This window comes from Marinobacter sp. EhC06 (genome assembly GCF_001650915.1).
Lineage (GTDB): Bacteria > Pseudomonadota > Gammaproteobacteria > Pseudomonadales > Oleiphilaceae > Marinobacter.
This window is the reverse complement of sequence record NZ_LXYO01000012.1, coordinates 99560-121856: the sequence shown is the minus strand read 5'-3', so window position 1 is coordinate 121856 and position 22297 is coordinate 99560. Positions and strand designations below refer to the sequence as shown.

The 22297-nt window shown below is 55.1% G+C and carries 21 protein-coding genes and 1 tRNA gene; 13 read left to right on the top strand and 9 right to left on the bottom strand.

What is annotated here, in order from left to right; translation table 11 throughout:
* Window positions 1–7 precede the first annotated feature (7 nt).
* The 6 genes from fabZ (at window position 8) to A8B84_RS21820 (ending at window position 3963) form a co-directional block, all read left to right on the top strand.
* The gene (fabZ, locus tag A8B84_RS06970) at window positions 8–445 is read left to right on the top strand and encodes a 3-hydroxyacyl-ACP dehydratase FabZ (protein WP_008170365.1); all 438 of its coding nucleotides are present in this window, start codon (window positions 8–10) and stop codon (window positions 443–445) included.
* Window positions 445–1236, top strand: a complete 792-nt coding sequence (gene lpxA / locus A8B84_RS06965; RefSeq protein ID WP_064227426.1) for an acyl-ACP--UDP-N-acetylglucosamine O-acyltransferase — start codon at window positions 445–447, stop codon at window positions 1234–1236. The genes fabZ and lpxA overlap by 1 nt, the downstream gene beginning before the upstream one ends.
* An 18-nt stretch (window positions 1237–1254) precedes the next feature.
* Entirely contained in the window at window positions 1255–2436 is a 1182-nt protein-coding gene (gene lpxB, locus A8B84_RS06960; protein ID WP_064227427.1) for a lipid-A-disaccharide synthase, read from the top strand.
* Window positions 2436–3122 (top strand): ribonuclease HII, encoded by a 687-nt coding sequence (gene rnhB / locus A8B84_RS06955; RefSeq protein ID WP_064227428.1) that lies wholly within the window; start codon window positions 2436–2438, stop codon window positions 3120–3122. Before lpxB ends, rnhB begins: the two co-directional genes overlap by 1 nt.
* A 69-nt stretch (window positions 3123–3191) precedes the next feature.
* Window positions 3192–3268: transfer RNA gene (locus A8B84_RS06950), tRNA-Met, on the top strand.
* A 278-nt stretch (window positions 3269–3546) separates the two neighbouring features.
* The gene (locus A8B84_RS21820; protein ID WP_227512648.1) at window positions 3547–3963 is read left to right on the top strand and encodes a fibronectin type III domain-containing protein; all 417 of its coding nucleotides are present in this window, start codon (window positions 3547–3549) and stop codon (window positions 3961–3963) included.
* A 31-nt stretch (window positions 3964–3994) separates the two neighbouring features.
* Here the strand turns inward: A8B84_RS21820 and A8B84_RS06940 are convergent, their stop codons facing one another.
* From A8B84_RS06940 to A8B84_RS06925, 4 genes are all read right to left on the bottom strand, one after another.
* The gene (locus A8B84_RS06940) at window positions 3995–6562 is read right to left on the bottom strand and encodes a CHASE2 domain-containing protein (protein ID WP_064227430.1); all 2568 of its coding nucleotides are present in this window, start codon (window positions 6560–6562) and stop codon (window positions 3995–3997) included.
* A 33-nt stretch (window positions 6563–6595) separates the two neighbouring features.
* On the bottom strand, window positions 6596–8233 hold the full coding sequence (locus tag A8B84_RS06935; protein WP_064227431.1) for a FecR domain-containing protein: 1638 nt from the start codon (window positions 8231–8233) through the stop codon (window positions 6596–6598).
* Entirely contained in the window at window positions 8226–8960 is a 735-nt protein-coding gene (locus tag A8B84_RS06930) for a response regulator transcription factor (protein ID WP_064227432.1), read from the bottom strand. The genes A8B84_RS06935 and A8B84_RS06930 overlap by 8 nt, the downstream gene beginning before the upstream one ends.
* Window positions 8961–9071: 111 nt before the next feature.
* Window positions 9072–11255, bottom strand: a complete 2184-nt coding sequence (locus A8B84_RS06925; protein WP_064227433.1) for a DNA topoisomerase 3 — start codon at window positions 11253–11255, stop codon at window positions 9072–9074.
* Between the two features lie 277 nt (window positions 11256–11532).
* Here A8B84_RS06925 and A8B84_RS06920 point away from each other — a divergent pair, with 277 nt between their 5' ends.
* Both A8B84_RS06920 and A8B84_RS06915 read left to right on the top strand, forming a co-directional pair.
* Window positions 11533–11886, top strand: coding sequence for a BolA family protein (locus A8B84_RS06920; protein ID WP_064227434.1), 354 nt, complete (start codon window positions 11533–11535; stop codon window positions 11884–11886).
* Window positions 11886–12509, top strand: coding sequence for an L-threonylcarbamoyladenylate synthase (locus tag A8B84_RS06915; RefSeq protein WP_064227435.1), 624 nt, complete (start codon window positions 11886–11888; stop codon window positions 12507–12509). The genes A8B84_RS06920 and A8B84_RS06915 overlap by 1 nt, the downstream gene beginning before the upstream one ends.
* Before the next feature lie 21 nt (window positions 12510–12530).
* Here A8B84_RS06915 and A8B84_RS06910 read toward each other — a convergent pair whose 3' ends face one another.
* Window positions 12531–13196 carry a hypothetical protein gene (locus A8B84_RS06910; RefSeq protein ID WP_064227436.1) on the bottom strand — a complete coding sequence of 222 codons (666 nt, stop codon included), beginning with the start codon at window positions 13194–13196 and terminating at the stop codon, window positions 12531–12533.
* Between the two features lie 286 nt (window positions 13197–13482).
* Here A8B84_RS06910 and A8B84_RS06905 point away from each other — a divergent pair, with 286 nt between their 5' ends.
* Window positions 13483–15117, top strand: a complete 1635-nt coding sequence (locus tag A8B84_RS06905) for a methyl-accepting chemotaxis protein (RefSeq protein ID WP_064227437.1) — start codon at window positions 13483–13485, stop codon at window positions 15115–15117.
* Here A8B84_RS06905 and A8B84_RS06900 read toward each other — a convergent pair.
* The 4 genes from A8B84_RS06900 to A8B84_RS22145 form a co-directional block, all read right to left on the bottom strand.
* Window positions 15086–15733 carry an MBL fold metallo-hydrolase gene (locus A8B84_RS06900; protein WP_064227438.1) on the bottom strand — a complete coding sequence of 216 codons (648 nt, stop codon included), beginning with the start codon at window positions 15731–15733 and terminating at the stop codon, window positions 15086–15088. The genes A8B84_RS06905 and A8B84_RS06900 overlap by 32 nt on opposite strands.
* Before the next feature lie 36 nt (window positions 15734–15769).
* A complete protein-coding gene (locus A8B84_RS06895) occupies window positions 15770–16348 on the bottom strand; it encodes a DUF3365 domain-containing protein (RefSeq protein ID WP_082905110.1) in 579 nt (192 codons plus the stop codon).
* 99 nt (window positions 16349–16447) lie between these two features.
* On the bottom strand, window positions 16448–17122 hold the full coding sequence (locus tag A8B84_RS06890; protein ID WP_064227439.1) for a hypothetical protein: 675 nt from the start codon (window positions 17120–17122) through the stop codon (window positions 16448–16450).
* Between the two features lie 806 nt (window positions 17123–17928).
* Window positions 17929–18846 (bottom strand): LysR family transcriptional regulator, encoded by a 918-nt coding sequence (locus tag A8B84_RS22145; RefSeq protein WP_064227440.1) that lies wholly within the window; start codon window positions 18844–18846, stop codon window positions 17929–17931.
* Between the two features lie 103 nt (window positions 18847–18949).
* On the opposite strand from A8B84_RS22145, the gene A8B84_RS06880 reads away from it, so the two are divergent.
* Genes A8B84_RS06880 through A8B84_RS06865 form a run of 4 tightly spaced genes read left to right on the top strand, consistent with a single transcriptional unit; the run spans window position 18950 to window position 22269 of the window.
* The gene (locus A8B84_RS06880) at window positions 18950–19453 is read left to right on the top strand and encodes a cobalamin-dependent protein (protein ID WP_082905109.1); all 504 of its coding nucleotides are present in this window, start codon (window positions 18950–18952) and stop codon (window positions 19451–19453) included.
* 30 nt (window positions 19454–19483) lie between these two features.
* Complete coding sequence (locus tag A8B84_RS06875; RefSeq protein ID WP_064227441.1) at window positions 19484–20632, top strand: hypothetical protein; 1149 nt, start codon at window positions 19484–19486, stop codon at window positions 20630–20632.
* 17 nt (window positions 20633–20649) lie between these two features.
* Window positions 20650–21834: an aromatic ring-hydroxylating oxygenase subunit alpha gene (locus A8B84_RS06870; RefSeq protein ID WP_064227442.1), complete on the top strand. Its 1185-nt coding sequence runs from the start codon at window positions 20650–20652 to the stop codon at window positions 21832–21834.
* Between the two features lie 42 nt (window positions 21835–21876).
* A complete protein-coding gene (locus A8B84_RS06865) occupies window positions 21877–22269 on the top strand; it encodes an ectoine synthase (RefSeq protein ID WP_064227443.1) in 393 nt (130 codons plus the stop codon).
* Window positions 22270–22297 lie beyond the last annotated feature (28 nt).

Sequence of the window (22297 nt, the reverse complement as noted above, 5' to 3'; positions counted from 1 at the left end):
GATCAACATGATGAACATCGACGAAATTCTGGAATACCTGCCGCACCGATACCCGTTTTTGCTGGTGGATCGGGTAACGGAGGTCGAAAAAGGAAAATCGATCAAGGGCTACAAGAATATTTCGTTTAACGAGTCGTTCTTCCAGGGCCACTTCCCCAATAATCCGATCATGCCGGGCGTATTAATCATTGAGGCCATGGCCCAGCTGTCAGGCATCCTTGGTTTTGTGACAGTGGGCCGGAAACCTTCTGACGGCGTGGTACAATACCTCGCCGGTTCGAGCAAGGCCCGGTTCAAACGCCCGGTATTGCCAGGGGATCAACTGTGCATGGAGTCGGAACTTATCTCCGGTAAACGGGGTATTTACAAATTCGAGTGTCGCGCCCTGGTCGACGGAGAAGTCGTTTGCGTGGCAGAGATTCTGACCGCTGAGAGAGAAGTTTGATGGCGACAAATGACTGGTCGGGTGTCCATCCTCAGGCGATTGTAGACCCGTCAGCCAGGCTCGGGGACAACGTCACGGTTGGGCCCTGGAGTTATATTGGTCCGGATGTGGAAATCGGCGATGGTACCGAGATTCTGTCCCATGTGGTTGTTAAGGGGCCTACGGTCATCGGCCGAAACAACCGCATTTTCCAGTTCTCCAGTATCGGTGAAGAGTGCCAGGACAAGAAATACGCGGGCGAGCCCACCACACTGGCGATTGGTGACGATAATGTGATTCGCGAGAATTGCACCATCCACCGCGGCACAGTCCAGGATCGTGGTGAAACCCGAATTGGCAGCGGCAATCTTTTGATGGCCTACGTGCATGTCGCCCATGACTGTATCGTGGGGGATAACACTATCCTGGCCAATTGTGCGACCCTGGCGGGCCATGTTTCGGTCGGTGATTTTGCCATCCTCGGTGGCGGTACCATGGTGCATCAATTCTGCCATATTGGTCCGCACAGTATGGCGGCCGGTGGCAGCATCGTACTCAAGGACATCCCGGCCTATGTGATGGCCAGTGGTCAGTCAGCCGAGCCACACGGCATGAACGTCGAAGGCCTCAAGCGCCGTGGTTTCAGTAAGGACGTTCTGCTAGCCTTGCGCCGGGCCTACAAGGTCATCTACCGCCAGGGACTCACGACCGAGCAGGCCGTCGAAGAGCTCGAGAAGTCTTATTCCGATGTGGCGGAGATACGGCCTCTCATCGACTCCCTGCGTGGAGCACACCGCGGCATCATCCGCTAACCCGGCAGGAGCCTGTCGGTGACAGATCTTTCTCACGCGACCATCAGCCAACGCAAAATCACATTTGGAATTATTGCCGGCGAGGCATCGGGGGATATCCTGGGTGCCGGTCTGATCCGTTCGCTCCGTCAACGCTATCCTCATGCCCGTTTCGTTGGAATTGGCGGTGAAGAGATGGTCGCGGAGGGTTTTCATTCCCTGGTGCAGATGGAGCGCCTGTCGGTCATGGGGCTGGTGGAAGTCCTCGGGCGAATCCGCGAGCTTTTCAGTATCAGGGCTCGATTGCTGGACTATTTCTTCACCACCCCTCCGGATGTGGTCATAGGAATCGATTCCCCGGATTTCACTCTCGCAATCGAGCGGCGCTGCCGCGAGGCCGGCATTCTTTCTGTCCATTATGTCAGTCCGTCGGTGTGGGCCTGGCGGCAGAAGCGGATCTTCAAGATCGCCAAGTCCGTCAACCTCATGCTGACCCTGTTCCCGTTCGAAGCCAGATTCTATGAGGAGCATCAGGTGCCTGTGGCATTTGTGGGTCACCCCCTGGCGGATCGTATTCCCCTGGAGCCTGATACCCTCAAGATGCGGGAGTCGCTGGGTATAGATCCTGATGCGTCGGTGCTGGCGGTTCTGCCAGGCAGTCGGGCAGGGGAAGTGGACAGGCTGGGCACTCTGTTTCTGGAGGCATCTCGCTGGATCCAGGAAAGACGTCCGGATCTTCAGCTGGTGATTCCCTGTGTAAACCGGGAACGTGAGAAGCAGGTGCGCGATCTGGTTGATGCGCTTGATGTGAAGCTGCCGGTTACTATTGTGCGAGGCCGGTCCAGAGACGTGATGGCCGCCTCCGATGTGGTGCTGCTGGCTTCCGGAACGGCAACCCTGGAAGCCATGCTGCTGAAAAAGCCGATGGTTGTAGGTTACCGCCTGAGTGGATTCAGCTATGCGCTCCTGTCCAAGCTGGTGAAGGTTCCTCACGTAGCGTTGCCCAATCTGCTCGCCAAGCGCCAGCTGGTGCCTGAACTGCTCCAGGACGATGCCACTCCGGAAAGTCTGGGGGCAGCGGTGCTTGAGCGCCTCGAGAATACTGAGGAGCGTGAGAGGCTCAGAGAAGCCTTTACCGACTTGCATCTTACTCTGAAGCAGGGTGCCGATGAAAAAGCTGCCCAGGCGATATCAGACCTGATGGAGCAGGGTGCCCACTGATGCCAAAGACTCCGTTGCCACCCTTCGAATGTCGCTACACCGGTTCTCTCCTGGCTGGTGTGGACGAGGTCGGTCGAGGCCCGCTGATCGGGGCTGTCGTGACCGCTGCGGTGATTCTGGATCCAGATCGGCCGATCGCGGGCCTTGCTGACTCGAAGAAGCTGACAGAAAAACGCCGTAGCGCCCTCTATGAGCAGATTCTTGAGCATGCCAAGGCCTGGAGCATCGGTCGCTGCGAGGCCTATGAGATCGACGAGCTGAATATCTATCAGGCCACAATGCTGGCCATGGAGCGCGCGGTTGCGGGGTTGGCCATTGTGCCTGAATACGTTCTGGTGGATGGTAATCGCTGCCCCAGGTGGCACTGGCCATCAGAGCCGGTCATCAAAGGCGACAGCCGTGTAGAAGCCATCAGCGCCGCCTCTATTATTGCCAAAGTAACCCGTGACAGAGAGATGGAAGCGCTCGAAGCGCGCTTCCCCGGATTCGGCCTGGCGCAGCATAAGGGATACCCAACGCCCATCCATCTGGAAGCCTTGCGCCGGCTGGGTGCAACCCCTGAGCACCGTCGCTCCTTCCGCCCGGTTCAGGAGGTGATTGAGCAGGTGGGTTTCTATCGAGAGGATGTGACTAAAGAGCCTGAGCAACTCCAGTATAGAGGCGACCTTTTTGAAGATATCGATTGACAGTGGTGCGTCCAATCCTTAATATACGCGCACGTTGATCGGGGCAGCCCGGTAAACAACCAGTTTTGATGCGGGGTGGAGCAGTCTGGTAGCTCGTCGGGCTCATAACCCGAAGGTCGTTGGTTCGAATCCAGCCCCCGCTACCATTATTCAAATAAAGCCCGCTTTTGCGGGCTTTATTGCTATATACCCCCCCCCCTCCTATCTCTTTCCGGGCTTAGACCTTTTTACAGTACCGTCCGCTTCTATCACCTTCCCCAGGCAAAATTTTGCTCGCCTAATCAGTAACTTCCCTTACTTCATTACCGATCCCTGACGGGAAATTGACAATTTCGTAACTAGGGAAATGACAGGCTTCACATCGATAATCAGCCCCGTTTTATACAATTTCACAAAGTCGACGAAAAAATGGTGCTAAATACACATGAAGCGCGTCATCAAAGTGTCACAGGCATGGATTGCCGCGTTTATTTTGGGAGCACTACTCACAGGGTGTGGCGGTGGTGGTTCTTCCGAGTCTGCAGGTACACAAACCGGTTCCAGCGGAGAGACTTCTTCTCCAGAGCGGTCCGCTGTATTGAGCTGGAGTGCACCCCTGACTCGCGTTAACGGCGAGAGCATCCCGATGGGCGAGCTGGATAGATACGTAATCCGTTATGGCCAGGATGCTGACGAGCTGAGCGAAGAGGTTGTCGTCACCAATGCCCAGGCCGAGGCGGAAATGTCCTACGAAGTAAGCGGTCTGGACACTGGCACCTGGTATTTCACCATTCAGGTTCAGGATACCAACGGGCTGATCAGTGAGCCCTCTGATGTTGTGAGCAAATCAATCCGGTCCTGAGAAGGGAATCCCCGGCCTGAAGTCTGAAGTCTCAGGCCAGAGGATCTGCAATCGGAAGTTTGAGAGTGAAAGCAGAGCCTTCTCCCGGTGTTGACGACACCGAAATCTCTCCCCTGTGTTTTTCCACAACAGTCTTCACGAAGGATAGTCCGAGCCCGGTGCCGTGCACTCCGGCCAGTTCAGTGCTCTTCTGGCGTCGGTAGCGGTCAAACAGATGCGGCAGTTCTTCCGGATCGATTCCTGTGCCTTCATCGGCGATCGTCAAACAGGCCTGATGGCCAGCGCGGAATACCTGAATGCTGACGTCTGATCCACTCGGGCTGTATTGAACAGCATTGGTCAGCAGGTTAATAACGGCCCGCTCCAGAAGCTCCGCATTGCCTTTCAGCCAAAGGTCCTCGGTGCCCTGTAACTGTAGTTGTATTTGTTTCTCGATGGCTTGCTCACTGACGCTGTCCCGGGCGTTTTCGACAATGGCAAGAAATTCACATTCATAGAACCGGGTTTCCGTTAGCTGTTCGGCCCGTGCCAGCTGCACGAATTCCTCGGCCAAGTGGTAGCTCCTCCGGGCCAGTCGGCCCAGCTGTTCCAGTTGTTCCTGTTCAATGTGGCTTGGGTCCCGTTTCAACTGTTCAATCAGGGCAAGCTGGGACACCAGTGGCGAACGCACGTCGTGGGAAATAAAGTCGATGGCTTCGCGATGCTGGCGTTGCTGCTCCCGCAATTCTGAAATGTCCGAAATGTTGGCGATGATGCCTTGCTGGTCACTGTCGGGCAGTGAGAACGGCGCGAAGTGGATCAGGAAATCCTTGTCACGGATTCTCAGGTCCACGGTCCGGCTCTGCTGCAGGGTCAAGGTATCGGAAACAGTTTCGTGCCAGGGCGGCGTTTCCCGAGGGTCGTGTCCTTCGAGCAGTCTTACCAGGGGCAGGCCTGCGAGGCTGGGCATGGGTTCACGGAACCATTCCTCAATATGGCCGTTGGCAAAGCGGATAACGCCCAGCTCATCGGTCACGATGATACCGTCTGGCATGCGCTCGAAGCTTCTGCGAATAAACTGTTGCATATGATTCAGTCGATCTGTGGCAATGCGGACCCGCTCAATTCGTGCTGAAATATTTTCGCTGGGTCTTGCGGCTGAATCCGCTGGTACAGTCTGCTCTAGATGAAGTCTGCGCAAATAGCGCTGAATGGCCTCGCGACCGAGGTCATTGGGCAGCATCAGGCCCAGGTGATAGCGGGTGCCGGAGCGCAAGAGCTGAATCCAGCTGCGGTTGCTGTCGTGGAACCAGTGGCCTGGGGTCAGATCAGCCGGAATATCGCCCCGCGACAAACCTCGGGCCGAAAGAATCTCGCTCTCCTCTGTCAAAATCCACCCAGTGGGTCGGAAAAGCGCCTGGAAGTGCTCCAGAAGTTGCGTTGGGTTCCTTCCCGAGGGCGCGGGTAGGGCAACCTGGGGGCTCCTGGCAAGATCGTCCAGCTGCCGGTTCAGAAATCGGTTGGTCATGGCGAGTCGAAGGCCGCTCGAAACCGGAAATGCCAGGAGCGGCACCAGCAAAGCGTTCGCCAGGGGGATCCACCATTTCATCGCCAGAAGCATAAACAGATAGAGGCCGGCCAGCCCGATCAGGGCCGCTGCACAGGCCAGCAGGGTGCGGGCCGGGCGCATCTTAGGCAGCGCCAGCGCGAGTATCAGAATGGTTGTAATCGAAAGAAGGGCAGAAGCCCACTCCGGCGCTGGGTGAATCAGTAGCCCCTGTGTCCTGGCCGAAAACACGTTGGCGTGAAATTCAACGCCGGACATTGGACGACTCAGGCCTGAGAAAGGAGTCGGTAGTATGTCTCCAAAACCTGCGGCCGTGGCGCCGACAAAGACGGTTTTACCCCTGAAACGTTCCGGTGCGGGCGGTTGTGTCAGAACTTGTGCAAAGGGGTAAGCCTGCAGGGAACCCGCGCCACCGATCAGAGGCACGGCCCGATATTGATCGCGAACATTCACATAGGGAAGGGCTTCTTCAGTCGCTGAATTCTGTGGCCCGACCCCGCTGGCGGCCAGGGCAAGACTCGGCCACAACTGATGCCCGAGGCCATTGAACAGGTAAAGACCACGAGCGACACCGTCGCTATCCAGTTCCACGTGAGCGTGGCCAAGTCCCGCGGCCGCTGACGCCAGCTGTCCAACCGGCAATTGTTCACTTAACAGGTACTGGGATGTGGGTGGAGACAGATAGACCGGCAGGATTACGTTGCCATGGTTGCGCATCTGTTCTGCCAGTTGCTGATCGTCGGGTGACGGTTCCGCGAACAGGATATCGAAGACAATGGTTTTCGCGCCTGCCTGCTCAAGCTTGCCAATAAGCTCGGCGTGCAGGTTACGAGGCCACGGCCAGCGCCCCAGGCGGTTCAGGCTGAGCTCGTCAATGGTTACCAGCACAACCTCGTCTGAGGCTTTCACGGGATTTGAAGTAATGGCCTGATCGTACAGCCAGTAATCAAGGCGTTGGGGCAGTTCCGTTGTCTGGATGAGCAGAAGAAGTGCCAGCAGTATCAGGCCCAGAGTCCAGGGGGTCGTTTTAATTGGCAGCCAATCCCGGTTCATGAGCCCTGCTGTGTGTTTCGGTCGATCAACGGATTATTCCAGGTACAATTCCCTCCCTGGTCCCCAGCGGCTTTGCAAAGGACCATCAGAAAGAGCTTTCAGGCGCACAAAATACCGCCTTCCGGGAATAAGACGCAAGGCCGCTGTGGTATCAGACAGCGTTGCTTCCTTGATGATGTTGTTGAAACCAGGCTCTTCCGAAAGCTGCAGGCGGTAGTCTGTCGCCGTGTCCACTTTCTCCCAGAACACCCTGACCTGGCTGTCGATGTAGTTCACGCTAATGATTCGAACCGGCGGCAGGCTTCCATTTACTACAAGCTCTCGCGGCTCGGTGGTAGCGACGGAGTTGCCGCCTGCTTCGGTAACGACCCGCCAATAATATTTGCCAGGCCCTAACGGACGTGAAGGCAGGGCTGCAGTCTCCGGCGCCCATTCGCTGGTAGCGATCAGGTTCCGAAAATCCTTGTCCTCGGCAACTTCTACTCGAGCTACTTCGTTATCGCCGTTCAGCTGCCAGCGAAACTCAGGCATGTCATCGTTCACCGTGTCACCATCGGCGGGAGATACCAGGCTGGCTGTTCTCGCCTGAAGGTCGACCTCCACCGGAACGACACGGGGCATGCCTGCGGTACCGCGAGTGTCGAGCGCCGCCAGATGCACCTCATAGCTGCCGTTATCCAGTCGCCCGATATCAAAGCTGTTGCCGGTGAGTTTCCGGCTCTCCACCCAGCGACCGGTGTCGCTTTCGAAAATATCCACCCGATGCATGGGGGCACGGCTTTCCTGCCAGGTCATGGTGGCCGGCAGTTGGGTCAGTCTCGGGGGAAGAGGGTTGAGCGCCGGCGCCGGGGGCAGGCGGCGTATGCTCAGGCCGTCATTGCCAGTGGTTGACAGGCTGGCACCGAAACCGGCAGGAATTCGGCGGGTCTTGCCGGGCGCACCGAAATCTACGTCTCCCTCGGTTACCTGAAGGCGAGTGCCGTCCGCGGATGTCTGGAGTGCAAATGCGGTTCCACGCACGGCGGCGACTGCCGAGGGCGTTTCAATCTCGAATCGGGCGCCGCCTTCCACTACTGGTTTCACACGAGTGTGGATCTCGCCTCTGTCGAGTCGGAGCCGGGTATCCACCATGCCGGCTTTACCATATTGGGTGAGGCGGTTGAAGATAAGCCGTGAATTCGGAGAAATCCGAACTTCCGAGCCGTCCGCCAGTTCAATAGTGGCGGTTCCGGATAACGATAAAATTTCATCACCGACGCGGATCAGGGCATCTTCACTGAGGGGCGTTTTCCGGCCCGTGTTTCCGGAAATCAGTTGGACGGTTCCGGTGACCGAGGTCGCCTGCGCCGGTTGTGGTTGGCGTTTCAGCCAGGCAAGTGGAATGCGAACGCTGTCGCCGGCACCAAGCGTGGCACCATTGCCAATCTTGTTGTACTGAAGCAGCCGACTTGCGGGAAAGTTCGGCGCGAGCAGATCGCTGGCCACTTCCGAAAAACTCTCGCCAGGCCGTAACGTGTAGATCCACTCCGGCACTGTGTTGGCGGAAGATACGTCGGAATGTCCGGCAGATCCACGCGTCACCGATAGCTCCGCAGCCGTGGGTGCTGCGCAAACAAGTAGCGCGAGTATCAGCAGCAGTACAGGCAATCGCGGAGCCGGGCTTTCAGTCATTGGCTGCCCTGGCGGGTTCTTGATCGTCAAACGCCTGATCCTGCGCCTTCATGGCTTCCAGGCGGTAGCCCCGCTGGTAAATCGTCTTGATTCGGAAGCCGTTTTCAGGATTGAGGCCCAGACGACGGCGAAGGCGGCTCATGTGCGTATCCACGGTGCGGGTGTTAATGTCCCTGGCCAGACCCCAGACGCGCTCAAGCAGCATTTCACGAGTCAGTAGTCGCCCCTGGTTCTGGAACAGGAACAAGGTCAGGTCAAAATCCTTGTCGGTCAGGGTCAGTTCTTCACCATGAAGTGCAATAACCCGTTGCTGCGTGTTGATTTCGAACGGACCGTAGCGAAGCACTTCCTTCTCGCTGTCAGGATTGGAGCGTCTTGCCAGGGCATTGATGCGCGCGACCAATTCTGCCGCACGGGCCGGCTTGGCCAGGTAGTCGTCGGCGCCGGCATCCAAGGCCCGAACAATGTCTGCCTCGCTGTCCCGTTGGGTGAGAAACACCACTGGAATCGGCCAGTTCAGCTGAGCGCGAACGCTCTGAAGAACGTCAATGCCGGTCATGTCCGGAATCTGCCAGTCCAGAATCAGCAGGTCGTAGCTGCGATGCAGAACCGCGCTCAGGAAATTTTGGCCGGTAGGGAAGCTGTCGCAGTGATGCCCGCGCTCAGACAGAATCGACTGGATGTGCTGTGCCTGTTCGGTTTCATCTTCAAGCAAAGCAATACGCATTTAGCCTCTCCCGGAGTGTTGCTCTCTTGCCTATCATGGAGCAGAGCTTTTGACGGACTACTCTGCTATATCAAACAATTATCACAAAATGTGGATCTGCGTTCAGTATCGTTATGTAGACTTGCGTAAACGGACGGCAGGCTTTCCGTTGTCGTCGTCCAGTGTTTGTCGGCAGCCGGGGAAATTACTACAGCCCCAGAACCAGCCTTTTTTCCCTTTTCGTCGCACCAGGGGCGAGAAACAGTGGGGGCAGGGAATCGGCTTCTGGCCGGTGCCATCCTCGGGGCTGGCTTCTTCCAGTGGTCGGGTGCCACGACAATCCGGGTAGCGGGTGCAGGCATAGAATCGGCCAAATTTTCCGTCTCGCTCCAGCATCGGGGCGCGGCATTTGGGGCAGTGGGGCTGGGACTCTGACGAAGCCGTACCGGCCTGTTCGGAATCACGAGCAGGCTGGCCCTGTGGCCTGTTGAGAAAGCCGCGAATTTCTTCCTTCAGGGTTTCCAGGAACTGTCTCGGGTCACCCTCTCCACGGCGGATGCTTTCCAGGTTTGCTTCCCACACAGCTGTGCGATCCGGTTTGCTGACCGATTCGGGCAGAGCGCCGATCAATGCCTTGGCTTTGTCGGTGGCGCGGATGTGTCGGCTGTCGCGGTACAGATAATCCCGTTTGAACAGTGTGTCGATGATGGCCGCGCGGGTCGCCTCGGTGCCCAGGCCATCGGTTTCCCGCAGGGTTTTTCTGAGTTCAGTATCGGTTACAAATCGGGCGATGTTGGTCATCGCCGAGAGCAGGGTTGCATCGGTGAAATGCTGGGGCGGCTGGGTTTTCCGCTCGGTAAGGTTGCTATCCTCGCAGAATACCGGCTCGCCTTTTTCCAATCTCGGCAGGGGTGTCTTGTCCGGTTCGTTGCGTCCTTCCCGGAGTTTAAGTTCCAGCGTTTTCCAACCAGGCACCAGGATGGCAGTTTCTGTGGCGCGGAACTGGTGCTCTGACACTCGTACCGTCAGTTTGCCTTCCCGGTGAACGGCATCTGGCGCGAACTGCATCAGGTAGTAGCGGCTTATCAGGCCGTAGATCTTTTCTTCCGCTGCGCTGAGTTTGCCGTTGGGTGTTGGGCGGCTGGTTGGGATAATGGCATGGTGAGCGTCGACCTGTTTGTCGTTCCACGCGGCAGTCCTGCGGTCCAGATCTGCGCCGTTGCAAGCCTTTTCAAGCTCTGGTGCAACCCGGGCAATGGCCTTTACCACCTGTTCCCGCTGAGGGTAATGGCCTTCCGGTAAGTACCGGCAGTCGGACCGCGGGTAGGTAATGAGCTGGTGGCGCTCGTACAGGTTCTGGGCGGTATCCAATACCTCTTTAGCGCCCATCCGGAACAGCCTGCCAGCCTCGATCTGAAGGGCCGAGAGAGAAAACGGGAGCGGTGGAGCTTCCGACCGATCCCGAAACCGGGATTCCGTGATAGTCCCGGGTCGGCTCCGGACGCTGTCGGCAATCTGTTCAGCGATTTCCCGGTTCAGCAGTCGATTTTCTTCATCCAGGTAGTCCTGGAATTGCTCGTTGGGCAGCCAGCGGGCGGTGAAGGTTTGCTGGTCGGCTTCCTCCTCCTGAGCCTTGAATCGGGCTTCAATCCGGTAATAGGGCTTGGGCTGGAAGTGTTCAATGGTGTTGTCACGCTCAACCACAAGGCCGAGTACCGGCGTTTGGACCCGGCCAACCGAATAGACGCCTTGCTCCCCTTGCTGCTGGTAGCTGAGCGTATAGAAGCGGGTCAGGTTGATGCCATACAGCCAGTCCGCCCGTTGCCGGGCCAGTGCTGAATGGGAAAGCCGCCGGAATTCCCGGTTGTCTTTGGGGCTCTGGATCGCCCGAGCCACGGCCGCCGGTGTCAGATCGTTGATCAGAATACGCTGCACCGGTGCGCTGGTGCCGAAATAGCGGATAACCTCGTCTACCAGCAACTGGCCTTCGCGGTCCGGGTCGCCGGCATGAATAATGGTCTGGGCCTGGCGTATCAGGGATTCCAGCACTTTGAGCTGCTGCCGCACGCTGTCCTTGGGCATGACTTCCCATTTATCGGGAAACATGGGCAGGTCTTCCTGGCGCCATTTTTTCCACGCCGGGTTATAACGTGCGGGCTCTGCCGGTTCGAGAAGGTGGCCGATGCACCAGCTCACGGTGGCAGCATTTTCGCCATTGCCACAGCGTATCCAGCCCTGGCCTTTCTGGTGAGGGCCGGGGAGGGCGGCGGCGATTGCGCGGCCGAGGCTTGGTTTTTCGGCGATGTACAGGTGCATGGGGTTTGGGTGTTTTGGAATCGGGAGGGGAATGTGGCGCTTTGGCTTTATGCTGTCAAGGCTCTCGGGTGTGTCCTGTATGTGTAGTAGACTTGGGGTGTTGGTGGAGGCGGCTGTGAAGATGGCCTTCCCAAAAGACGCCGTGAACCCATCCCTGGGGGCTTGGCGTTGCCATCCATGGCAACGCACACTTTTGGGAAGGCCATCTTCACACCCGCTTCTGACCGTGTGCCATTCGCCCTTTCTATCAGGGGTTGAGCAGTAGGAGTAACGAAACATGAAAATCCAGAATGCAATTGAAACCAAATTGAACGACGCCTTCGATGCGCGTGTCCTTCAGGTGGAGAACGAGAGCCACAAGCACAGTGTGCCGCCGAACTCTGAAACCCATTTCAAGGTGACTCTGGTGTCGCCGGAGTTTGACGGGCAGATGAAGGTGCGAAGGCATCAGGCGATTTATAAGGTGCTTGCCGAGGAACTGGCGGGACCGGTTCATGCGCTGGCGTTGCATCTATACTCACCGGAAGAGTGGGAGGCGACCGGTCAGGCGGCGCCGGAGTCTCCCAATTGTATGGGCGGGTCCAAGAAGGATCCGGTGATGGCGGCGCGGACCGCCCAGGGAGAGGGTTAATGAGTCAGTTTTTCCAGATTCATCCGGAGACGCCGCAGAAGCGTCTGATCAATCAGGCGGTGGACATTCTTCGCCGTGGTGGGGTGATTGTTTACCCCACGGATTCCGCCTATGCCATTGGTTGTCACCTGGGTGACAAGCAGGCGGCGGATCGGATCAAGCGGATTCGCAGGCTGGATGACAAGCATAATTTTACGCTGGTGTGCCGGGACCTTTCGGACATCGGGGTCTATGCGAAGGTGGACAACACCCAGTACCGGTTGCTGAAGAATTTCACTCCGGGGCCTTACACGTTCATTCTGGATGCCACCAGTGAGGTGCCCCGGCGACTGCTTCATCCGAAGCGTCGTTCAGTGGGCGTTCGCGTGCCGGATAACGCGATTGTGCAGGAACTGTTGGGTGAACTTGGTGAGCCAATCATGAGCAGTACCCTGATTCTGCCGGGCGAGACGGATCCCATGACTGATCCCTACGAAATTCGGGATATTTTGGAACATGAGCTGGATTTGATCATTGATGGAGGATTCTGCGGCATGGAAGCTACCACGGTGGTGGACTTTACCGGGGATGCGCCAGTGGTCACCCGGGTTGGTAAAGGAGATCCGGCGCCATTCGATGTTTGATCGCCGTTATTGGTCTTGATGTCAGGCCCGGGCGTTCAGGTTGAAAGCGTACGCCCGGCTATTCCCCGCTGCTTCCATTTGCTCGGCACTGATCGAGCGCCGCATAGTGTCGTAACGGTGTACCAGGTCCTGCAGACCATTGAATTGCTGGTTCTCGCTGATCAGAGTGTCCAGTAGGGGGTTGTTCACCCCGTAGGCCTGGTTCAGTTTGAGCGCATTGTCCATAAAGTGCAGCGTTGGCTCGTTAACGCTCAGGCGATTGAACGCTTCCTTGAAGTTCTTGTTCACGTTCAGGTCTTTTTCAATCTGGGCACGGGTGTTGTCCGCGATTTTGCCTTCGACCTCAACGCTGCCGTTTTCATTTTTGCTGACGTTCAATGCGGTTGCCGGGTGCAGGTTGTATTCGGCAAGTTTGTGCCGCAGTGTTTCCCGAACGAAGGCAAGATCCTGCCCCACGGTCTGCTTGTAGTCTGTCATGGCCAGTCGGCGAGCTTTCAGGCGGGCGATGTCAGACTGGCTGTTTTCCGAAGGGGTGAAGCGGTCATCGCCCGGCGTCGGCTCGGTCACTGCAGTGTTCGTCTGCGTTTTGCCAGGCGCGCCGTCCGGCCCTGCAGGCGGGGTCTGGCGCTTTTCCATGGCCTGCTGGAACTGGGTGCTCGCCCGGATCAGAGAGGTCAGTAGGGACATGGATGGTTTTCCTCCTTCGGCTAACCGGTGTGCGGTTTCCGAACAATCTGCGATTGGAATAGCGGATACTTACCATCCTGCTTTGCAGCTTTCAGGCCAACTTCAACGAGTCTTTAATATGCTGCTCCCTTTCCTTTCTTTGGGCGTGAGAGACCTTTCCCGGATCTGATCTAAGTCAGGAAATAATTGACGCAAATCTATAAAGTTTGGCGACACTTGGCCGTCATTATGAATCGTCAAAACAATCTTCAAGCCGCCAGAAGAGCGGCCTCTGCGTCGGGTTACCATGAAAAAACACTACTCCATCCGCTTCCTGTTGCTTGCTGCCCTTGCGGCTGCCTTCTCCCTGGTGCTCGTGTTTACTGTGCTCTACAGCGCAGACTCGCAGCGTGATCATCTCGAAGAGTTCAGCCACAAATACGTGGACGGGCTGGCTAAATCCTATTTCGATGGGCTGAACACCATGATGGTCACCGGCACCATCGGTAACCGGGATGTGCTCCGGGAAAAGGTGATGGCATCTGACGATGTGCTGGATGTTCGGGTGATTCGCAGTGACCATCTGAACCGCACCTTCGGGGCCGGCAATGCATCGGAGCAGAAAAGAGAGCCGCTGGATGAGAAAGCGCTGGCGGGTGAGCGGGTGGAATCCTACTCCAGTAATGAGGATGGTCGAGTCTACACCCTGATTGAGCCGGTGATCGCCATGGAAAACTACCAGGGCGTGAACTGTCTTGGCTGCCACCAGGCCAGTGAGGGCGATGTTCTTGGTGCCATACGGGTGGATTATTCGCTGGCGGAAAGCGATGCCCGTTTGCAGCAACAGTTGCTGACCAGTGGCGGCATTCAGGTGGCTATCTTTGCTGCGGTGTTTTTTCTGACTGCGGCCGCTTTGACCCGCCTGGTGTTTTCCCGCCTACGACGACTCCACGACCGTATGGACGAGATTTCCAGCAATTCTGACCTGACCATTGAGCTTGAGGTCACCCGCAACGACGAAATCGGTTCCGTCTCCCGGGCATTCAACCGGATGATGGCGAAGATCCGCGACAGTATGAATACTGTTATGGACAATGCCGAACAGGTTGAGCAGGCGGCCAGAAGCATTGCAGGCAAAGCTGACACCACAGAGCGGGAAGTGCTTGCCCAGCGTGACAATACCGATCAGGTGGCCAGCGCCACCACCGAGATGGCTGCTTCTGCAGTTCAGGTCCGGGAAAACGCCATTCACACCACTCGCAAATCCGCAGATACGGCGGAATCTGCCAGCAAAGGGGAAAGCCTTGCCCGCAATGCGGTTGAAGGCATCGAGGCATTGAACAGCGAAGTTCAGAGTGGCGCACAGCGCATTGAACAACTGGATCAACGCACCGGCCAGATGTCTGACATGCTGGAGGTCATCTCCAATATTGCCGACCAGACCAACCTTTTGGCCCTCAATGCCGCCATTGAGGCGGCGCGGGCCGGAGAGCAGGGCCGCGGTTTTTCGGTGGTGGCAGATGAGGTACGGGCACTTGCCTCGCGAACCCAGGATTCCACAGAAGAAATCCGCAAAACCATCAATGGATTGAAAAGCGAGGTTGTCGATTGTGTGGCCACCATGCGCCACGCGTCGGAGATGGCAGAACAGCAGGTTTCAGCGATTCTGACCGTGGAGTCGGAATTGCAGGCCATAGCCGCCGCCGTGCGCGAGATTACCGATCTCAATCAGGAAATGGAGAGTGCCGCCAACGAGCAGAGCGATGTCTCCGAATCCATCAATCACAACGTGATTGAAATCAGTCGTTCAGCGGAGCAGACATCCGGGGATGCCAAGGAAACAGCCCGAATCGCAGGAGACTTGCTGGCCATGGCAGAGTCCCTGAGAAAGACCATTGAACAGTTCCGGCTCAACCCCGGTGGTCGGACACAAAAGGATTAGTGGCACGTTCCTGGCCAAAGGTGGACATCGGTCCGTGTCCCGGAATGAAGGCAACTTCGTCTCCCAGCGGGAACAGCTTTTCGCGGATGGAGTGAATTAATGTCGCGTGGTCGCCCTTTGGAAAATCCGTGCGCCCAATCGAACCGTGGAAAAGCACGTCACCCACCAGCGCTAGGCCTGATTCCTTGTGATAGAAAATTACATGGCCAGGTGTGTGGCCGGGGCAGTGAAGGACCGTCAGGGTCTGGTTGCCCACAGTGACCTGCTGCCCATCTTCCAGCCAGCGATCCGGGGTGAAGACTTCCGGCGCAGGAAACCCGAACATCTGGGCTTGCTGGGGCAGGCCGATGATCCAGAAATTGTCTTCCTTCTGCGGCCCCTCAATGGGAATACCCAGCTCTTTGGAAAGCTCCGCAGTTCCGCCGGCATGGTCAATGTGGGCATGGGTAAGCAGAATTTTTTCGACCGTCACACCTTCCTCATCCACAGCGGCGCGAATCTTCTCCAGATCCCCGCCCGGATCGACTACGGCTGCCCGGCGCGTCTTTTCGCACCAGATCAGTGAGCAGTTCTGCTGGAAAGGCGTGACCGGAATGATTCTGTAGTTCAGTGACATACCTGTTCTCAATCGCTGAAGAAATGGCTAGAGCCGTCAGTTTACTGGAACTTCCCGCGTAACAACGAACGCGCCCCGCAAATCGCCCTCGGAGAAGCCGGTCGCCTTGTCTTCAGGATAGAGTTCAGCCAGTTTTGCCTTCACCTCCGGGGCAATGGACTTACCGTGACAGCCAAGGCAAAGCTTCTGTGTCGGGATGGCGCTCATATATTGGAACGCCGGCTGTCCGGACGCTTCCGAGACCTGCCAGACCTCTACTGGTTTTCCGTTCTTGACCGGTTGTTTGTCCATGGCCCGCAGCTGGATCTCCTGCCAGTCGGTGGGGGTGTTTTCCGGGTTTCGGACTTTGAGACTGGTTCGGGTGATGGTCCACGCGCCCTTGCTGTTACTCTCGGCAATTTCCGGCGCCACGGTTTTGCAAACGCCAATACCGTTGGTAAGGCCACCTTCCTTGATTGCCGCCTGAAGCGCCTGCTTCAGGGAGCCACCATAGGCTTTCACCAGTGACCGTGCTTCGGTCACCAGTGCCTCCGGGTCTTCCGTCTGTGGTTGAGCCAGCAGTGGCATGGAAAGGACGGAGCATAAAAGGGCAGTTGTCATGATCGGCTTGGACATTGGGCGCCTCCCGGGTTCTTTTGGGTTTGGAATAAGTATATAACAAAGATGCCGAGCTCAATTTGAGCTAGGGCAGGTCCGTGCAGCCGTTATCAGGAATCACCAGGCCAGCCAGATGACATGACGGGCGCCTTTGCCGGGGCGCAGGGCCCTTACGGTGATTGGCTCAACGGAAAAGCCCGCGCGTCTAAGCCTCTCGGTAAACGCGTGCTCAGGACCGGCTGACCAATAGGCGAGAATGCCGTCGGGGCGGAGGGACTTCTGGGCTGCCGCAATGCCGTCCGGGCTGTAGATCCAGTTGTTTTCTTTGCGGGTCAGGCCTTCGGGGCCGTTATCCACATCCAGCAGAATGGCATCCCACTCACCGTTCCCGTTTCTGAGCAATTCGGCCACATCCCCAATATGTACCCGGGCTCGTGGATCTTGCAAAGGGTTGCCTGCGGCAGAGCCCAGAGGGCCCCGATTCCAGGCTTCCACCTCGGGAACCAGTTCGGCCACAGTAACCTGCGCATCGTCTCCAAGAGCGGCCAACGCTGCCGCCAATGTGAAGCCCATGCCCAGCCCGCCAATCAGTACTTGGGGGGCGGGCTGATCGGCAATTCGTTCGCAAGCCAGCGTGGCAAGAGCATCCTCCGAGCCGTGGATCCGGCTGTTCATCAATTCTCCGGTGGTGCCGGCGATCTTGATGGAAAATTCATCATTGCGTTGTAACAGGCGTAACTGGGTTCCCTTGCCAGGGATCGTTGCGGTGCCGATTTCAGTGAAGCGTGCCATTCAGGAGTCCAGATCTCAGGAGGGAGTGCAGTTTAGCGCGCTTTAATCCGGGTGAACATGAGAGGCGGAGGGTAGTTGAAGCTGGGAATGGTACCCCCGGCAGGACTCATAAAGTTATGTAAGTAATTGTTTTGTATATAGGTAATCGTTTTTGTGTTGATATATGCCCCCATTTGTACCCCCGAGATGGCTTGTGTGCGTTGGGGTAAGGCAATTCCTCAAGAAACTTGATAGTAAGCGTCAATGTGCAAAGAGCAACTAGATTGCGAGGTAATTCACGCTAGGCGATCTGTACCATTTACGCCAGAACTCAATTACAGCATCTTTTCATATGTCCGTAATCCCCTCCGTTGCGGCGCACCACGTTGATGTCATTGTTGTTCCACTTTTAAACAAAAGCGAACGTTCGCAATGCTGCGAATTTCTCATTTTATTTACCCTTAAATGGTTAGGATGCCAGTTTTTATAATCCAATTAGGCGATCAGATGGCGTTATAATCGAAGCAGGAGATAATAGTTTCGGTTACATTGGGCGGCTCTATGAACACAGGAAGCGAATCAGAAATTCCGCTTAGGATCTGAAGCTATCCGCCGTTATAAAGCCCCCCGTTTTCTTTTACGGTTTTCGACGCACGGCTTATACAGTCGGGGATAATTTTATGTGATTTTGCTCAATCGAGTTATCCAGTATCTACTTCGAAATCACCCATTCAAACCGACTTATCACTTAAACTCGCACAAAAAAAGCATCCTGCATGGGACCGGGGGATACCGGAAAGTAATGCCACACTGACGAAAGGCTCGTTTTATCTCTCTCGGTGCCATGATGCAAACCAGTCTTGGTGAGATTTAGCTAGTTTTTTTAGCCAATCGATAGTTGCATAGACTCCATCTGGGAGCGGCCTCACTTCCGGAACCAACAAGTTGTATCTCATTCTGCCGGGTATGTCAGGGCCACATGGGCGAATGAGCTTTCCTTCCTTGATCAAGTGGGCGCTACTGACGTCATCTCCAATTGCCACACCAAGTCCGTCCGCAGCGGCATACATGCAAAGGTAGGTGCGATGGTACGTAATGCTTTTCTTGCACTGAGCCAGACTGTACCCGTGGGACACCAACGCATTATCCCACCAATGAATGCCCCGGTCGTGGATCAATCGATGATCGAGACAATCTCCAATGTCTTTTATGGATTCCGACGATTCGATGAGAGAGGGACTGCAGACCGGAAATGCCGTGTACTGAAGAAATGTCTCTGTTTGGAAGCCGGGAACGTAGACCTGCCCCCAAGTGATTGCTAGGTCCGCGTCCGACGCAAACATCTTTTGTGGCTCGGGATGGACTCTGATGTCCAGTGACACACCTAGATCATCCAAATCACTACTTTGCATGAGCGGCCTTAGCCACAGCTCTGCCAAATCCGAGTCTACGTCAATGACAACCTGTGGGGAGGCAGACCTTTGAACGGTTCCGGTATCCAAGGCTATAGAGAGCAACGCTTGCTCAACCATTTTTGCGTAACGCCGCCCAGCAATTGTTAACTCAACCTTTCGGTGGCCTCGGGAGAAGAGACGGGTGTTCAGCTGCTCCTCCAACAGTCGTATCTGTCTACTAATCGCTGCCTGCGTTACGCAAAGTTCAGCCGCTGCCTCGGTGAAACTCTGGTGGCGAGCCGCGGCGTCAAAGGCTTTTACCGCGTTTAGATTCGGAAGTTTTCGAGGCATTACGCATTACTCCTAGTTATGCAAACTGTCAAAAAAAGTTGATTGAACGACCATCAACCGCTTCGTATTCTCAGGTCTCAATGTAGCGCATGGAGGAACACCCGTGAAATTTCAGGAAAATAGCGAGCTACTTCAGTCCAACGCCTTCATTGATTCCTCGGGAACAGGATCGAATTCAGGCATCAAAAAAACTTGTAGCAAAACGGTCATTCTCGGTGTAGCAGAAAGTGACGCTCACGTGGTCGCGAATAAGCTTATCGAGGCACGCCTCGAGGCTTCTGGGTACGAAGTCGTCAACCTGGGTGCCTGTACGCCTCTATCCGAATTCGGCCAGGCTTACGAAAATCACCCGGAATCCGTAGCCATTCTTATTGGCACCCTTAACGGACATGCGTTGCAGGATCTCAGCGATCTGTTGTGGATGAAACAGAAATTCGCAGTGAATTGCCCTGTGATCGTAGGAGGCAAACTAGGTCTGAGTCCCGGAAAGGCTCAGCGCGTAGGCCAAACCCTTCTAAACAGAGGGGTCGATGCGCTCATCAATGATATTGAGGATGTCCTCAGCTATATACAGCAAGGACAATATGGCCTAGCAAAAACGGGATAACGCAAACCAATTACTTACGGATAAGAGACTATGTCTATGGACGCGACATCAATTATCAAATTTGGGGGCAGCTCGTTTCTCAATTTCCACGATTACTCGAAAATAGCTCTCTTCCTTTCGGAATGTGTTCGTTCGTATCCGGGTTCAAAATACATTGTTGTTGTGAGCGCAATGTCTGGAACAACCGGAAGGTTAAAGGAGGCCATAGACAGTATCGATCCTAACGCGCCGAAAAGAGTGCACGACGGCACCTTGGCTACAGGAGAAATCATTAGCGCGCACTTTCTTGAAGCAGCCACCTCACGGCTTGGCATCAGATGCTGCTCACTCAATGCGCTGAATCTTGGCCTCAAGACAAACTCAGAATTCGGGTCCGCCGCTTGCACTGAATTCGACCTCACGAATATCAGTAGGAAGCTTGCATACAACGATGTCATTGTCGTCGCCGGAGGTCAGGGGGTAAGCGAGGAGCAGTCCATCACCATGCTGGGCCGCAACAGTTCTGACTACACCGCCTTACTTTTGGCTTCCGCTGTGGGCGCAACACACTGCACCATCGTCTCAGATGTTCCTGGCGTCATGAGTGCGGATCCATATTTATTGCCACAAGCCAGAACAATCAAAAGTATTGGCTTCCGCACAATGGCAGGTGTTGCCGAATCTGGCGCAAAGGTACTGTACGGAAAAGCCGTATCTCATGCGGAGAAATTTGGAATAGAAATCCGATGCGGTCGTTTTGAGAATGGAGAGATCAATATTTATACAACGATCGGAAAGGAGTCCCCGGCTTCGATTGTTGTGGTGTCTAAGGCGGTGACTATCATTTCCACTGAGTCGAAGAGCGATTTTGATAACGCGTTCGAATGGCTGGAATTAAAAAACCAAAGTCCTCTTATCATTGATAATAAGAAAAAAAGAGAAATTGCTTTTGTTGGAGGCGACCGTTCATCGCTTGGCAAATTGGAACTATTATTTAAAGATGCATATAGCATAACAGACAACGCCTATTTAGTGTCTGAGCATATCGGGTTATCGGTTATAAGGTCCAGCTTCGCAAGCCATGAGGCGGCGGTCCAGCACGCTAGTTTACGTCATGAATCTCTCTACCCATCTGCGAACGCTGAGGTCCCTGAATGGACAGAAAAAGCGCGTTCTGAAAAAAGCAATATCTTTATCTAGCGCAGGAAGGAGTATGTATGAATTTCGATGATGTAATTGAATCTGTCAGAAAGCCGTTTGCCTCTGCGACATCGCTGTCTCCAGAAGTATTTACTAGTCCCAAATGGTTTGATTTTGAAAAAGAGCACATTCTTTATAAACACTGGAACTTTGTAGGTTTGCAACAAAATGTTCCTGGGATTGGTGACTATTTCGTCACTGAGTTGTATGGCGAGTCGATTATCATAATAAGAGATCATGATAAAAGGCTGCACGCATTCTTAAATGTCTGCAGGCACCGTTGCTCCAAAGTGTTGTCCGACTCTGGCTCGTGTCGTGTTATCCGATGCCCGTTTCACGCATGGACCTATCGCTTAGACGGTAGCTTGAAAAGGGCGACGGATTTCCCAGACATGCCGGAGCACCAAAAAAGGGAACTTGGGCTTAAAGAGCTCCGGTGTGAATCTTGGCAAGGACTTATTTTTGTTACCTTTTCACAAGATACTCCATCGATCGATGAGATGCTTTCTGATTTATCAGAGGATTTCCACAATTATCCTCTCGAGGAGATGCATTGTGTGCGTGAGAGAAAAGACGAGGTTCGCGTCAACTGGAAACTGTACAACGATATCGATACCGATCCTGGGCATGGTCCCGTTCACAGCAGCACGATTGGAGCACAGGAATACGAGCTATCGTCGAGTAAGCGCTACTACAGAACACTGTTCATGCCCTCAAACAACTCTTCGGCTCTACTCCCAAAAGACTACGGCAATGGGTTCGATCACATTCCGAACCTCCCTGGTCGAGCGAAGAATGGCACCTTATATCTGCAGTTCTTTCCTGCACTCTACGTGATTCTGACGCAAGACTGTGCTTGGTGGCTGAACAAAACTCCGGTCGACCACCAGACCACTATTCTTCGCGTGGGTTATATGTTCCCGAAGGAAACGGTGCAGCGGGACGACTTCGAGGAAGTTGTAAAAACCTACTTCCAACGCTGGGATCAAGTGGTTGAGGAAGACAACTGGATTATGGAGCAGCAGCAACTCGGGATGTCATCAGCTTTTAGTTCGAGCGGTCCTCTTTCAGAGCAGGACAGGTATGTGTGGGACCTACACAATTGGTACGTCGATCGGGTGCAAGAGGCCAAGGAGGGAATCATCTGTACAGACCGTTCTGTCACATCGTCAATCAATGGTCGAATCAAGACCGTCGGCTAGCCTTGGCTGGCCCACCAAATTCACGGTACCGCAGGATCAAATATGATTGTAAAGACTGTAGACGAATTCAGATTGACCGACCGAAAGATTGACGGTCCAGGATGGGAAAGCATTCGAATGTTGTTGGCGAAAGACCAGTTTGGCTTTTCTTTTCACTTTTCGACGATGGCACCGGGCCAGACGCTTAACCTTTGGTACAAGAATCATCTTGAAGCATGCTTTTGTATCAAGGGCTCTGGAACGATTCGATGCCTAGATTCCGGAGTTGAAAAGGCGATCAAACCAGGGACGCTTTATGCGCTGGATCAACATGATCGCCATCAGATTGAGGTTCATGAGGAGATGGTCGCTCTGTGTGTGTTTAACCCTGCTCTGTCAGGCAACGAAGTACACGACAAAGATGGCTCCTACGAATTGACAACAGAGCAGCCGTAAATACGCCGACCAGATTGTAACTGATCAG

Bases quoted from the DNA above. Each gene is read 5' to 3' on its own strand.
- A8B84_RS06910 (WP_064227436.1), bottom strand. From the start codon at position 13,196: ATGTCCCTACTGACCTCTCTGATCCGGGCGAGCACCCAGTTCCAGCAG.
- A8B84_RS06925 (WP_064227433.1), bottom strand. From the start codon at position 11,255: ATGCACCTGTACATCGCCGAAAAACCAAGCCTCGGCCGCGCAATCGCC.
- A8B84_RS06920 (WP_064227434.1), top strand. From the start codon at position 11,533: ATGAAAATCCAGAATGCAATTGAAACCAAATTGAACGACGCCTTCGAT.
- fabZ (WP_008170365.1), top strand. From the start codon at position 8: ATGATGAACATCGACGAAATTCTGGAATACCTGCCGCACCGATACCCG.
- lpxA (WP_064227426.1), top strand. From the start codon at position 445: ATGGCGACAAATGACTGGTCGGGTGTCCATCCTCAGGCGATTGTAGAC.
- A8B84_RS06895 (WP_082905110.1), bottom strand. From the start codon at position 16,348: ATGTCCAAGCCGATCATGACAACTGCCCTTTTATGCTCCGTCCTTTCC.
- A8B84_RS21820 (WP_227512648.1), top strand. From the start codon at position 3,547: ATGAAGCGCGTCATCAAAGTGTCACAGGCATGGATTGCCGCGTTTATT.
- A8B84_RS06890 (WP_064227439.1), bottom strand. From the start codon at position 17,122: ATGGCACGCTTCACTGAAATCGGCACCGCAACGATCCCTGGCAAGGGA.
- rnhB (WP_064227428.1), top strand. From the start codon at position 2,436: ATGCCAAAGACTCCGTTGCCACCCTTCGAATGTCGCTACACCGGTTCT.
- A8B84_RS06905 (WP_064227437.1), top strand. From the start codon at position 13,483: ATGAAAAAACACTACTCCATCCGCTTCCTGTTGCTTGCTGCCCTTGCG.
- A8B84_RS22145 (WP_064227440.1), bottom strand. From the start codon at position 18,846: ATGCCTCGAAAACTTCCGAATCTAAACGCGGTAAAAGCCTTTGACGCC.
- A8B84_RS06935 (WP_064227431.1), bottom strand. From the start codon at position 8,233: ATGACTGAAAGCCCGGCTCCGCGATTGCCTGTACTGCTGCTGATACTC.
- A8B84_RS06870 (WP_064227442.1), top strand. From the start codon at position 20,650: ATGAATTTCGATGATGTAATTGAATCTGTCAGAAAGCCGTTTGCCTCT.
- A8B84_RS06930 (WP_064227432.1), bottom strand. From the start codon at position 8,960: ATGCGTATTGCTTTGCTTGAAGATGAAACCGAACAGGCACAGCACATC.
- A8B84_RS06865 (WP_064227443.1), top strand. From the start codon at position 21,877: ATGATTGTAAAGACTGTAGACGAATTCAGATTGACCGACCGAAAGATT.
- A8B84_RS06900 (WP_064227438.1), bottom strand. From the start codon at position 15,733: ATGTCACTGAACTACAGAATCATTCCGGTCACGCCTTTCCAGCAGAAC.
- A8B84_RS06940 (WP_064227430.1), bottom strand. From the start codon at position 6,562: ATGAACCGGGATTGGCTGCCAATTAAAACGACCCCCTGGACTCTGGGC.
- A8B84_RS06875 (WP_064227441.1), top strand. From the start codon at position 19,484: ATGTCTATGGACGCGACATCAATTATCAAATTTGGGGGCAGCTCGTTT.
- A8B84_RS06915 (WP_064227435.1), top strand. From the start codon at position 11,886: ATGAGTCAGTTTTTCCAGATTCATCCGGAGACGCCGCAGAAGCGTCTG.